This is a genomic window from Brevibacterium sp. ACRRH, from assembly GCF_022346365.1.
Taxonomy (GTDB): domain Bacteria; phylum Actinomycetota; class Actinomycetes; order Actinomycetales; family Brevibacteriaceae; genus Brevibacterium; species Brevibacterium paucivorans.
On the sequence record NZ_JAKRMN010000003.1, the window covers coordinates 22,471 to 35,887 of the forward strand.

9 protein-coding genes, 1 tRNA gene and 1 riboswitch are annotated in these 13,417 nt (G+C 56.9%); of the genes, 5 read left to right on the top strand and 5 right to left on the bottom strand.

What is annotated here, in order from left to right:
- Nucleotides 1–87: 87 nt before the first annotated feature.
- Both orn and MHX53_RS03680 read left to right on the top strand, forming a co-directional pair.
- Nucleotides 88–717, top strand: coding sequence for an oligoribonuclease (orn, locus tag MHX53_RS03675; protein ID WP_293849544.1), 630 nt, complete (start codon nt 88–90; stop codon nt 715–717).
- A 128-nt stretch (nt 718–845) separates the two neighbouring features.
- Nucleotides 846–2,600 carry a hypothetical protein gene (locus MHX53_RS03680; RefSeq protein WP_239271323.1) on the top strand — a complete coding sequence of 585 codons (1,755 nt, stop codon included), beginning with the start codon at nt 846–848 and terminating at the stop codon, nt 2,598–2,600.
- A 33-nt stretch (nt 2,601–2,633) separates the two neighbouring features.
- Here the strand turns inward: MHX53_RS03680 and MHX53_RS03685 are convergent, their stop codons facing one another.
- The 3 genes from MHX53_RS03685 to MHX53_RS03695 form a co-directional block, all read right to left on the bottom strand.
- Nucleotides 2,634–3,404: a polysaccharide deacetylase family protein gene (locus tag MHX53_RS03685; protein WP_239271324.1), complete on the bottom strand. Its 771-nt coding sequence runs from the start codon at nt 3,402–3,404 to the stop codon at nt 2,634–2,636.
- A 172-nt stretch (nt 3,405–3,576) separates the two neighbouring features.
- Nucleotides 3,577–4,098 (bottom strand): hypothetical protein, encoded by a 522-nt coding sequence (locus tag MHX53_RS03690; RefSeq protein ID WP_239271325.1) that lies wholly within the window; start codon nt 4,096–4,098, stop codon nt 3,577–3,579.
- Between the two features lie 43 nt (nt 4,099–4,141).
- Nucleotides 4,142–4,254, bottom strand: a riboswitch (SAM riboswitch).
- A gap of 174 nt (nt 4,255–4,428) precedes the next feature.
- Nucleotides 4,429–4,504: transfer RNA gene (locus MHX53_RS03695), tRNA-His, on the bottom strand.
- Nucleotides 4,505–4,691: 187 nt separating this feature from the next.
- On the opposite strand from MHX53_RS03695, the gene MHX53_RS03700 reads away from it, so the two are divergent.
- The 3 genes from MHX53_RS03700 (at nt 4,692) to MHX53_RS03710 (ending at nt 9,232) form a co-directional block, all read left to right on the top strand.
- Entirely contained in the window at nt 4,692–6,341 is a 1,650-nt protein-coding gene (locus MHX53_RS03700; RefSeq protein ID WP_239271326.1) for a hypothetical protein, read from the top strand.
- A 71-nt stretch (nt 6,342–6,412) separates the two neighbouring features.
- Nucleotides 6,413–8,116, top strand: a complete 1,704-nt coding sequence (locus tag MHX53_RS03705) for a hypothetical protein (RefSeq protein ID WP_239271327.1) — start codon at nt 6,413–6,415, stop codon at nt 8,114–8,116.
- Nucleotides 8,117–8,287: 171 nt separating this feature from the next.
- The gene (locus MHX53_RS03710) at nt 8,288–9,232 is read left to right on the top strand and encodes a class C sortase (RefSeq protein WP_275433533.1); all 945 of its coding nucleotides are present in this window, start codon (nt 8,288–8,290) and stop codon (nt 9,230–9,232) included.
- 263 nt (nt 9,233–9,495) lie between these two features.
- Here the strand turns inward: MHX53_RS03710 and MHX53_RS03715 are convergent, their stop codons facing one another.
- On the bottom strand, nt 9,496–12,627 hold the full coding sequence (locus MHX53_RS03715; protein WP_275433534.1) for a SpaA isopeptide-forming pilin-related protein: 3,132 nt from the start codon (nt 12,625–12,627) through the stop codon (nt 9,496–9,498).
- Nucleotides 12,624–13,403: a hypothetical protein gene (locus tag MHX53_RS03720; RefSeq protein ID WP_239271328.1), complete on the bottom strand. Its 780-nt coding sequence runs from the start codon at nt 13,401–13,403 to the stop codon at nt 12,624–12,626. Before MHX53_RS03720 ends, MHX53_RS03715 begins: the two co-directional genes overlap by 4 nt.
- Between the last annotated feature and the right edge of the window lie 14 nt (nt 13,404–13,417).

The following is a 13,417-nucleotide window of genomic DNA, read 5'->3' on the forward strand; positions in this document are numbered from 1 at the left end:
TCGCTCGCTGGCTGTCAGGTATTGCCCAGGTGTGGACGAGGATCAACGTCTGGTGGCCAAAGATGCGCCCGCACGTACAATCTAATCGTGGCTATAGACAAAATTGTATGGATCGACTGCGAAATGACCGGCCTTGAACTGGGGCTCGACGAACTGGTTGAAGTCGCTGCGATAGTGACTGACTTTGATCTCAACCCCGTCGACGAAGGCGTTGACGTCATCATTAAGCCATCGCAGCGGGCCCGCGAAAACATGAACGAATTCGTCACCAACATGCACACCACCTCGGGCCTTATTAACGAACTTGACGCCGGAACCACCGTCCAAGACGCGGCCACCACTGTGCTGGACTACATCAAGAAGCACGTGCCCGAGGCGGGAAAGGCTCCGCTGGGAGGCAACTCGGTGGGCACAGACAAAGCGTTCCTGCAGAAACAAATGCCGGAAATCGTGGACTACCTGCACTACCGCATTATCGACGTGTCCACCATTAAAGAACTCGCCAAGAGGTGGTTGCCAAAGGCTTACTTCAACGCACCGGAAAAAACCGGCGGGCACCGGGCACTTGGGGACATCCTCGATTCGATTCAGGAACTCAAGTACTACCGCAACGTGGCGTTCGTCGAGGACGTCACCACCGACGCGGCGATCAAAGCCTCCCGCGCTGTCACTGGCGTTCAAGACGGCGAGGCTCCCTCGCCAGACTCCCAGGCGTAGTCGTAGCCAGCCCAACGTGGGGCGTTTCACACAGCTCCCCCACCTTATTTACAGCTCATCCGCCACAAACGCTCAAAGTGCTTCTTATAATGAGAAGTTGCCCTGTTGTACTTAAGTAAGGTGATTACGTGGACAACGAAATCCCATTGGGAAAGCGTAGAGCGCTTTACCGCTTCTTCGAATTGCTTCCGGCGCTGATGAGCTACGGCGCGTTGGTGTTGCTCGTTGTGCTTTCTGCGATTTCGCCAATTGTGGGTTCTGTTTACGTGTTGCTGGTCGTCGGGTTTATGTTCATCCGCGGTGTGCGCGGTGCATTCGACCTGGTTCGCGGATACAACAGGTACAAGCGTTCGGCGCGCGTCGACTGGGGGTCGCGCCTCACTGACATTGGCTTAACGCTCGACGGAAAGCGCGTGCCACCTAGCCCGCCTGGGTCGTTTAACGTACACCGTCACCGGGAACTGCTCGACCTCATGAAGAGCAACCCGGAAGACTACATCCACCCCAACGACATTGTTCACGCAGTCATCATCGCGGCCTACAACGAGTCGTATGAGGTCATTGCACCCACGGTGCGTGGTTTGCAGTACACCACAACGCCGGGAGAACAGCTGGCGATCTTCTTCGCATATGAAGAACGAGGTGGTGAAGAGATCGAGCGGACCGTCAACCGGTTGAAGGATGAGTACGGGCACAAGTTCCGTGAGTTCGAACTGATCAAGCACCCGCGTGACCTCCCCGATGAGATCGCCGGTAAGGGTGCGAACATCACGTACGCCGGCTACCGGGTGCAGGAGTGGGCGGACGAGCAGGGAATCGACTACTCAAACGTCATTGTTACAACCCTGGACTGTGACAACAAGCCGTACGAAAGCTACTTCGACTACGTGTCGTATGAATACATTGCTGATCCTGAGCGTAAGCGCCGGTCCTACCAGCCCATCGCGTTGTACTTGAGCAACATTTGGGATGCTCCAGCGATTACGCGCGTTATTGCCTCAGCTAACTGCTTCTTTAACTTAACGACAACGGTACGCCCGTTCGCGTTGCGTAACTTCGCGTCGCACTCGCAGTCGCTGGACGCGTTGGTGGAGATGGACTTTTGGTCCAAGCGCACGATTGTTGAGGATGGTCACCAGTACTGGCGTTCCTACTTCCACTTTGGCGGGGACTACAAGGTCACCGCGATTCACGTGCCCATTTTCCAAGACGCCGTTCTGGCTGGAACGCTTAAGCAGTCCATTGTGGCGCAGTTCAAGCAGCTTGCGCGCTGGTCGTATGGAGCGTCTGATGTGCCGTATGCAGCACAGGGAATTGCTGATAAAAAGGCGCCGTTTTGGCCGGCAGCCGTGCGGTTCTTCATGTTGCTTGAAGGGCACGTGACGCTGGCGTGTGTGTCCATCATCATTGCGTTCGGTGGTTGGGTGCCTGTGATTGCGCTCCTGCAAAGCGGTGGGTCGAAGACGTCGTTTGTTGCCAACATGCCGTTTGTTGTGGGTGTGATCCAGCAGGTGGCGATGATTTCGCTGTTGGTGTCCATGCTGGTGTTCTTGTCGATCTTGACACCTCGGCCGGTGCGTTACGGTCGCATGCGGTCGTTCATGATGATTGGGCAGTGGTTCCTGTACCCGTTCACCATCATGACGTTCAACGCTTCGACTGCCCTTTACTCGCAGGGTCGGTTGTTGCTGGGCAAGTACCGCGAGAAGTTCGATGTGACCGAGAAGTCGATCGTTGCCGATGCGGACTCTGACCTGGCGACCGCGCAGATGACTTCGGCCGGCGCGCACCGACGTGCCTCGTTGCTTGCACGAAACGAACACGACTCTGGGCGTGATTCTGCGCGGGGTTCTGCGCAAAGTGAGCAAAACAGCGCAAAATAATGCGCCGTCATGCTCACTTTGCGCTGTATGAACTTACGCGCGGGCGCGCAACTCAGACAGCGTGACGAACTCGTAGCCTTGCGAGCGTAGTTCTTTCACGATGTAGGGAATTGCGCTGCGAATATTTTCGCGTCCGTACCAGGGATGCAGGATCATGATGTCGCCAGGTTTCGCGTGTTTGACGGCGTAGTTGACGATTTCGGTGGTGGACTGGGGCTTGCGCCGAGTGAAGTCTTCAGGGTGGTTGCTCCACATCACTGTGGTGCGTTCATGGGCACGCAAATACATGGGAAGGACCGCACCCTTCTTACCATAAGGGGGCCTGAAATGAACGGGGCCGTAATAGCCCGCTTTACGGATCAGGGCGTCTGAGGCCGAGAGTTCCTTGGCCACCGTGGTGTATGAAACACCTAGCATGGGGCGGTGGTTGAACGTGTGGTTTCCTAGCTCATGGCCGTGGTGTGCCAGTTTGCGCCCGTATTCCGGGTACTTTTCCATAGCTGAGCCAATGACAAAGAAGGTGGCGTGAACATCGAGTTCGTCGAGCATCGAAACGATTTGGTCGGTGTGTTCATCCGGACCGTCGTCGAAGGTGAGCGCGATGAGCTTCTTTTCAGTGTCTACGTGGTTAATGAGTCCGCCAAAAAGCTGGTAGTTGCGCGATGTGGAGATTTTCTCCATTGCAATCGGAATAGAAACTGCCAGGAGCGACAGTAAGGCAGCAATGGCCATGACGCGCTTAGCCCAAGCACGCGAACGCACCCCAAAGTGCGGGTGGTAGATCAGGCGAAACAATCGGCTCACACAATTAGCCTAACGGCATGAGGTGCGGTGTAAAGGCGAAGGGGTTACTGACGGCGCAAAGTGAGCGAAACTGCGCATTATATTGCGTAGTTTCGCTCACTTTGCGCTGTCTTGCACAGACGGCAGAGATCGCCGTCGACCCGCTTGGCGTGGCGAGACACTCCACGTGTGGTCAGTCAGAAACGATGCGTGTGGGCGCTCCAGAAAGACTGATCACCATGCCTAGCGGGGCCTGTTTCGCCCCGTGGAGCATGTGGCTGAGCGCCCGGATGGGCGACTGTGCCTGTTTGAGTCGTTCGAGCCAGGGCTTCCAGGCTTGGGCCTCGAGCCGAAAAGCTGGACATGGTTCCTGGTACCACTGTTTAAACAGATGACCATGCGCTTCTTCATCTAGTTCGCCCTTCTTTCGCGCACCTGACAACAGTTCAGCGAGCAAGAAGTAGCGGAGCGGGGTGAAGCCGGCTCCGTGCAGTTCTTGGGCCGTCTCCTTCCACACTTGAGGGGCACGGGTTCCGCCGTTGACGATTCCGTCTGCGATCAGCGTCATAACGGTGGCTCCAGGGAACCAGGGGCAGTAGTCGAGCATGTAGCGAGACCACAGTGGGCGATCATCTTCAGGGACGGCACCCCATCCGTCCGAGGGTTTGCGGTGGTTAGATGTGCTAGCACCTACGCCATTTCGGTTTTTAGACATGAGAATGTTCCTTACCAGATCCCAGCGTGCGCGCACGTGGGTATCCATCGACTTGCATGAACGGTTGTTCGTGCCGGTTCTTCCCCTGGGGCACCCCGCTCGGTGGAGAGGGTTGCCGTGCAGCCAGCCAGGTACTGAAAGCTACAACTCTTGAACCTGCAAAGAATGCACCCCGGATCAGAGGGCGTTCGGGCAGGGCCAGTCACAATCTGTCACAGGCTTTTGAGCATTAACCCGAGTTTTTGTGGGCAAAGTGTGGGCACAGCAGCCCACGAACGTGAAAAGACCCTCAGGAACCTTGATTTCTAGCGGTTCCTGAGGGTCTGAGAGTGGGGTGGCTAACGGGACTTGAACCCGCGACCCCCGCGACCACAACGCGGTGCTCTACCAGCTGAGCTATAGCCACCATTACCGTCGTGCACAGACAGCAGAGATAATCTTAGACCCGCTCGCGCACCATTTGCAAATACGTTCACGGAGTCACGATTCAATTAAACCCGGTAACAGTTTGGCGAAAGCAACACGCTTACAACAAAAAGATAGCTAGGCTTTAAGAACGCTTTCCCACTTGAAGAAATCGAGGTCCCATTTCTATGCCACGTGTTGAGGTGACTGTCGACGCCGACCGCACGGCGCATCTCACGCTCGATGGGACCGAGCAGAGCTTCCCCGACCTCGGCGCGGCGATGAGCGAACTCGCACGATACGCGCGGCACAAGCAACAGCCGGTCAACATCTCAGTACAAGACGGCGACACCTCACGCGACCTCACCTTCACACCGGAAGGGCGACTGGCACCCAGCGGGGAACCACCTCGGGCGTCCAATAAGCCAACCCACCCACCCAAACCACAACAACCGCCAGCGCAACCAACTGTGGCGGCGGAACCAACAGAACCAACCCAACCAATCACCCCTCCCCCGCGCGGCAACTGGACTGACAGTACGCCTGCCGGCCGACCGGACAGATTCTCCGGGCCCGCGCCACAGGCTGCACCGGCCGCAACGGCAGGCGCGGGTGGAGGTAAGACCCAGGGGGCACCTCGGGCAACAAATGGGGCAAACTCAGCACCAGTGCCACGGCCCACAAAAGCGCCACGCAAATCAAAGCGTGGGCTGACAATCCCAGGGATCGTGTTGGCGGTTCTGCTCGTGGGTGTGGTTGCGGCGTACTTTGCGCCACATTTCATCGGGTCGCCGGACAATGGTTCGCCACAAAGCATCGAGTCGGCGGGAGGTCAAAACCCCACCGGACTGCGTTCGGTGGAAGACCAGCGAGAGCCCGTGCCCGGTTTTGGCCAGCAAGCAGCCTGGGAGCACAAAGTGCCGGCCGGGGCGTCCGTGACCGCATCAGACCGAGGTGTGCTGATCATCGACGGGAAAAAGCTCACAGTTCTGGACCCCAGTAACGGAGAGACGAAGTACGAATCCACCGCTGACGGGCAGCTGGAGTTCGCAGTGGACACCCACATTGAGTCCAAGGCTGCGCTTGTCTGGCGTATTGGCGATACCGCGCACGCCCTGGTCGATGGTGAGAAGGACACACGCGAATACAAGTTGCCGGAGGGTGCGCGAATGTCATCGGCCGGGACGCACGTGCTGATTAAGTCAGGTAACCAGTTGTCGACTTTCGGCATGGACGGACTGAAACAACTTCCCACGCCTGACCCGGGATCCACCCCAATGGCGCTCGACGGTGATTCGCTTATATCCGCGAGATTTGCCGGACCGCTTTCGGTGACGAACGTGGAAAATGGCGAGGTGAAGAAGGTTGAGCTCGAAAAACCAGATGAGAACCTCCACGTCATTCGCTGGGTGAGCGCGGGGCACGGAAAAGTAGTCACGTTGTGGGGTGAGGCCGGTTCGTCTGTTTCCAGTGGGCACAGAATTCAAGTGGTCGTTCACCAGTTGGATACCGGGAAGATCGCCTCAACAGTGGCAACAAGCACCGATGCTGTTGGCGAGGCGAACTGGGTGCGCGGACAGGGATACCAGCTGGCCACGTTCGGCCCATACATGTTCTCCATGGATGACGGGCTACTTGTGCAAGACGGTACTGTAGACGATGTTGCCTTTAACGAACCGCGTGGCAACATCACCCCCGCCACAGTGAACGGCACACAAGCACTCATCGCGAACAACGTGGCGTACAAATCAAGTGCGAAACTATTAGCAGTCGGCAAAGACGAAAGCTTCGCCATTGTGCGTAGCAATCCAGACACAATCAGCGGATACACCAAATAAAACGGCGCGGACCACGTCGAATTAGGTAGCATAAATGACCGGAAGAACCACACGGGCAGGAAATGTTTAACATGCGGATTACAACACTATGTGCCACAGCGTGCGTCGCTGTGATGCTCGGTGGTGCGCCCGCACTTGCAGCAACACCACCTCCCGTTGACACCACCTCGGAAACGCATGCGGAACCGAGCCCGGGGCCTAGCCCTGAAGCCAGCCCTGCTCCTGAGCCGGAGGCTAGCCCTACGCCTGAGCCGGAGGCCAGCCCGGATTCTAGTTCTGAGGCCAGCCCTGCTCCAGAGCCGGAGCCGGTCACGAATGCCGAGCCCACGCCAGAACCGACGGACACGCCGACCTCAGAGCCGACGCCTACTGCGGAGCCGACCGCCGAGGCCAGCCCGGAACCTACAGACGCGCCAACTTCCGAGCCGGAACCAACACCCACCTCGGAACCAACGAAGAAACCTGACTCCACTACAGAGGCAGAAACTGGGCCCGTACCTATCGTTGAGCCCACCCCTACCGCGGTGCCGACGCCGACCTCAGAGCCGACGCCTACTGCGGAGCCGACCGCCGAGGCCAGCCCGGAACCTACAGACGCGCCAACTTCCGAGCCGGAACCAACACCCACCTCGGAACCAACAAAGAAACCTGACTCCACAACGGAGACAGAAACTGGGCCGGTACCTATCGTTGAGCCCACCCCCGACCCAGCGGACGAACCCTCCGAGGAACCCTCAGACGAGCCTTCGGAAAAGCCCTCAGACAAACCTGCAGAAGAACCCTCAGACGAGCCTACTGAGGAGCCGAGAAAGCCCGTCAAACCTTCGTCGATGAAGAACCGCGGCGAGTGGTACCAGGTGTATGTGGACGGCAAACCCGCAACTGAAGGAAGCACGTTCAGCGCGGTCGAGCGCGCAAAGGACGGGTCGGTGAAGACGCACGACTTCATCATCGGCGAGGATGGCAGAGTCTTCCACGTCGATACCAGCAAGCCTCAGAATAGAGGTGAACAGGTCGACCCGCGGGTTGTGAAGCTGAAGGTCGAAAACGGGTCGGTGGAGTTCATCAATGAACCCACACCTGAGCCTCCAGCGTCCCCCACACCAACACCGAGCCCCACGACTCCCCCAGACGATGGCCGAACGCCACCTGGAGACGACAGCGATGACCAGGAGCCACCTCGGCCGAATCCGCCTATTGACGAGCCACCGGTAACAGAACCACCCGCCAATGAACCGCCCGGGCAGATTCCGCCGGGTGAAGACGAGCGTCAGCCAGGCGAGCGTCCAGATGGTCAGGACGGTCAGGGTGGCGACCAGAGTGCCGACCAGGACGGCCAGGACGGCCAGCACAAGCCGGATGACAAGAACAAGGACGGCGAGGATAAAGACGGCGACCCGGATGCCAACGACCGTACGCAAGACCCGGACACAGGTAATGGTACGGTCCCTGGTCAGGCGGGAGCGGACTGGGCGCCAGGTAGCTCGGGTGATGAGCAGACTCGAGCGCCGGACTATTCTGACCCGGTGCCACGCAACCCCAACGACGCGGGCGAGGAGAGCCAGGACGTCATCGCGGGCCCCGAGCCGTCGCATGAAAACCACACAAGCGCGTCCGCTGAGCCTTCTAAGAGTGGAGAGGCCAAGAAGGCTGACTCTGCCAGCGACGAGGACGGGTCGTTCCCGTGGTCGCTAGCGGTGTTGCTGGGAGCCGGTGTCATTGGACTTCTGCTGGCAGTGTTCATCTTTGCGCGTAGAAAGTCGTCCCAGGACTGAGCGCCCTAGGTTTCGTGCGCGGGGCAACCGTGCACTGTAGGCCCGGCGTTCGTGCACTACACTGGTAAGGCTGAAAGTTTAGGAATTGACCGGGTTGGCTTTCGCTGTGGATTTTGCGGCCGAGGTGGTTATTCCCTGCGTTGTCAGGGCGCGTTGCATAGATGAGGGACGATGGGGCGACACTCCAGTAAACGTGGTGGCGCGAAGCGCAAGCGTGTGAATATTAATGGCTACATTGCGCTTGTGCTTGTGGTCGTTGGTCTGGGTGTTTTGTTGTACCCGGTTGTGGCAACGCAGTGGAACAATTTTCAGCAGAGCCGGGCGGCGGCTGAGTACTCCAAGTTAGAGAAGGATGCACCGCCAGAGGCCCTGAATGAGGCGTGGGATGAAGCGCAAACGTATAACAAGAAGCTGGGTCAGATCAGCGTCAGTGATGCGTGGACCACGTCTGACGATCAGGACTCCCCTGAATATAAGCGTTACGAACAGTACCTGTCTGTTCTGGACCAAACTGACGCGATGGGGCGTATTGTGATTCCGTCGATCGACTCAGACTTGCCCATCTATCACGGCACGTCAGAGGAAGCTCTCACGCGAGGTGTGGGCCACCTTTACGGCACCGACTTGCCTGTCGGTGGCACGGGCAATGGTGAAGGACGACACGCTGCCTTGTCAGCTCACACAGGGTTGCAGGACGCGACCATGTGGGACAACCTCGACAAGGTCCAGAAAGGGGACGCCTTTTACATTGCTGTTGGTGGAAAGAAACTCAAGTACTTGGTCGATGACGTCACGGTAACGGAGCCTTCAGATACTAGTTCAATTAAGCGCGAAAAAGGCAAAGACCTGGTCACGTTGATCACGTGTACCCCATACGGCATTAACACGCACCGCTTGCTAGTTACAGGGCATCAAGTACCTATGGAGCCCAGTGACGATTCGGTGTTTGACGGGTCTGGTATGCAATGGCAATGGTGGATGTGGGCGATTCTGGCTGCGGCGGCACTCATCGTGTTGCTGGTAATTTATTGGTGGCGCAAGTACCTGCGTAGCGCTAACAAGGGTGCGGATGACACTTACGCCGAGGCTGGTGTAGCTGGCAGCTCTGACGAATAGACCGGTTTACTCTACAACCCTCGATGCAGAGTGTAGAGTAAACACCTATTTTGTTCGTTTTGTTCACGTTTTCGGCCCAAAAACGGCCCGTTACTCTACACCCCACACGAAAGTGAGCTGAGCTTTGTAAAGAAACGAGACAAACCGCCCAAACCTCTCACTCGGCAACTTTCCGGAAACGCAAAGACCCGCCCCCGTTTAGGGAAACGGGCCACAGCGTGTAACCGGGTCAGCTACGAACCGGACGCATGGTCACAACATGGTCACAACCTGCAACGGCGCATCCAAAGCGCACCACCGCAGACCAACACCAGGCCGCCCAAACCCCAGGCCAACACCCCGTGACCGCCCGTCTTGGGAAGCTTTCCCGACGCAGTGTCTGCGACAAGCATCAACATGGAATCGCCAGATCCTGATGTTCTAATTTGCGTGTTGCTATTACCCACTGTAGAGATTTTGTATGCGTTGGCGTCCTTATCAAACGCAATCTCAAAGGGAACTGGCTTTGGCAAAAGATTCAGACCATTAGGCGCTTTGGTTTCGACCAAGAAGAACGTACCTGTCGTTTTCACTTCAATTGATTCTTGACCTGGCTTAATGGTGTAGAGCGGTTTTCCTGCGCTGAAGTCTGGCTTGCCGTCCTTCGACGGATAGATCTCAAAGCTCGCGCCACCGAGTCCCGACAGTTCGACAATGTTCCCGTTCTGGTACTCAGCTTTCTTAAAGGTCAGTTTTCCAGGCGGTGTTTCAGGTGTTTTGTAATTATCAACCACACAGGACACGCGCGACAGCACCTTGTCTTTCTCGTTCATTCGCACTTTAAAGCCGAACTCGCCATCATTTTGAACATCAAGTGGCGTGGTTTTGCCATCGCGGGTTTCCTGACAGACGGCATTCTTGCTATCACGTTTAAACAGCGTATAGCCTGCCTGCTGTGTTTCGGTTAGCGTAAGATCCTGCGCCGTTTCACTCTGGATTCCCCAGCGTGCGGTTCCCTTGTCCCCTTCCCTCCATGAGGTGGCTTTGCGCCACTGGGTGACGAGTTCACCATTTCCAGGATCAATGGCCTTTTGGCCGTTAGCCGACAGGGTGAACTCCCAGCCTGGCTCACCATCGGACAAAACCTTGCCGTTCTCATCGACGATGCGCTTCTTGACGATCACTTCGCCACCGCACTTCTTGGTTAGGTCCTGAGCGATCGACTTCATCTGAGCGGCCAGTCCGCTGTAGTTCTTGACTCGAACAGTATCTCCTTCGCCGGAGATGTCTTCGCCCATCAGCTTCACGTCACGTGTACCGTACGTCCACCTCGATTGATCGAGAGTGACCGTCTCCTGCCTCCCATTAGGCAGGCGCTCAAACACCTGAAGGGTCTGGCTGCCGGCCGCGTCGTACGCCATTTTCAGATTCGCCAAAGTGTCGGTGCCGATGTAGTTGGCGTGTATAGCCTTCGGGATATCACTTCGAATTTTGTAATACAAACCTGGAGCTTGACCCGGATCTGCTGTCCAGGCAATGCGCTTGGCGTCTTTGAGCACCAGATCATTCGTCACAACAGGGCGTTGGCTGGTTCGACCACCAAGTGTCAGGTCGACCATGAGCGGAACAACGCGCGTACCAGAAGCTTTGAGCTCGTTCGCTGCATCAATTGCATCGTTAAGTGCACTTGCCTGAACGAACTCTCCACCGATTCCTTTGCTCTTGATCGTGGACGACATGGTAGGCATACCATCCGTAATGAAATAAACCACGTCATAGTTTCCAGCTTTGACCTGCTGCAAACCAGCTTGCCAGTTCGTCGCACTATTGTTCGCGTTATAGTTCCAGTTCGACACCACGCGTTTAGCTTGTGTGACCCCGTCTTGCGTCAGCATGGAAATGTACGGCGGGTTATTGCCGTGCGTGGAGCCAGGGGCATTCGCCGGTGCGGAGCTCGCAAAGTTGTAAAGACCGAGTTCAGCGGAAGTGCCAGCGAGCGCGTCGATAAAGGCGTTTGTAGCTTTCTTCGACTCATCGAAACCGTTCGCATTGTCCGCGTAGCTCAACGACGTCGACAGGTCAGCGACAACCGCGATGCGCAGGCCACAGCTCATAGGAATTTGAGGGTTTGCAACGCGCCCGTGAACCCATTTCGCTCCGTCAGGCGGTGAAATGATACCTGGGTCAGTGGGATCTGAAGACTCCGTCCCGTAAGCGTCGAGCTCAACTTCCAGCTTCTTGTTCTGAGCGAGGTTGTTGGTGAACGTGAACACTGCGTCTTTGGGCAGAAATGCCGAGTCGACCTGCTTACCGTCCTTCACTGGCACGACATCCATCGTGATGTAGCCGTCGCCGATATTGACGTTGCGCTTCTGCAGCGTCACGCCGTCTTCGATCTTGTCGACCGTCAGCTGATAATGCTGCGGGTCGAGGAACGTAGCGTCGGTTTTAATGCGCACCGTGATGTAGTTCAGCTTCGCGTCCTCACCGACTCTTGCTGTAAACGTGTCGGGCCTGTTTGGGGCAACCGGGTCACCCTGCAGTGAGAATCCATGTCCAGTGGCTTTGAATGTGCGACCGTCTGGCGGTGGGGTGGGATCACCCGAGCAACTTTTCACCTGGCCACTCATGTTGAACGACCACTCAGTCGTAGCTCCAGAAGCAATCTGGTAGCCAGACTGTGCCTTGGCCGTGACCTTGACGGTGGCGGGCTTTGTCCCCTCGAAGAAATGCTGCCCGGCAGATTCCTTCTGACCCCCAATGTAGTAGTCAACACCCTGTGTGCCAGGAATGTTGATGTAGCCCTTTTCGACACATTGAGGAGCAGTGGCAGGATCTACCGCTGTGGGCGCTGCCGGCGTCACGGTTTTGTCCGACGGATCCGGAGTAGGGGTTGGAGTCGGCGTCGGCGTGGGTGTTGGTTGAGTCGGAGTCGGAGTGGTGCCGCCCACGGTGCCCTTCGGGGTTATTGAGACCGTGCCCTTTTCCTTGGGATAGTTGAAACTCAAGTACAGGTCGATCTTGTCACCCTTTTTCAGGGTGGTGTTCAGGCCGCTGACCGTCTTGGAATACGGCAGCTTTTGAGACGAAGCAAAAGTCTCGTTCTTCAGGCTCTTTCCGTTCACCATGAGGTCGTACTCAAGCAAGTAGTAGTTGCCGGTGACGTTGAAGTCGAGGCTGTTCATTGTTGCGTCAGCGTCGACGGTGAATTTGTAGGTGTTCTGTGTAGCAGTGTTCGAAAAGTCCTGTTTCGCTGGGCTAACAGGAATCGCCTGAGTCTGCGCCTGCGCCGGAGTGGCACCTGGAATTACTGCGAGCGCGTTGGCGATGAGTGCTGCCAGCACGGCGAACACAGCCAGCAGGCGTATAACCACGTGCTGTTTCTTCGACAGGCGGAATGGAAGTGCGTGCATCATTTCTTCCCACCTTCAGACTTTCTTTTACTCACAAGGATGATGATGAATCCGGAACCAATGAGACCCGCGGCTACCAGCACAAGCACTGCCACCTGGGCACCTGTGACGGGCAGTGGTTGGTCGCTCCCCCGGGGCTCATCCCCCGGCTTTCCTGGAGGTTCCGGTGTGTCCGTTTCCGGTGACTGCGGGGTTGGCCCCGGTGGTGGGGTCTCATTTTCCCGAGGCGGTGGCGGAGTTTCCGCGGGTGTGTGTGTTTTGGCGACGATGACACCTTCAACCGGGCTGGTTCCCTTTGAACTTCCGTAGAAAGGTACGGAAACGAGGAATGAGTTAATAGCCCGGTAGGAGTCATTGGGAACAGATGACGTGACCAGGTAGATACCCTTGGGCAACCCGGCGAACTTCACTGTCCCGTTTTGATCAGTGGTTTTGCTGAAGGACCGGTCTTTGGGCCACGACGAAATCTCGCCAATAGAGGCACCTTCAATACGGCTGCGGTCGTTTTCATCAGACGCTGACACACCTCGGAGGCGGTCCAGGTGAATGGTCACACCAGCTACTGAACCACGCGGTGGCGTGTGATCATCGTTTGGGTTTCCAGGACTGAGCGTGATTTTTATGATGTTGGTTCCGTCGCCGTTTGCAGTTTCTGGACTTCCCACGACTTTTGCACCAAAAGCAGCACTGGCACCTGCCGTGCTGAAGGCAAAAACCATAGAGCACGCGACAAGAAGCAGCGCGGTCAGTTTCCGCAATGACACTGCATTTTTCTTCATCGTTGCTTACCTAC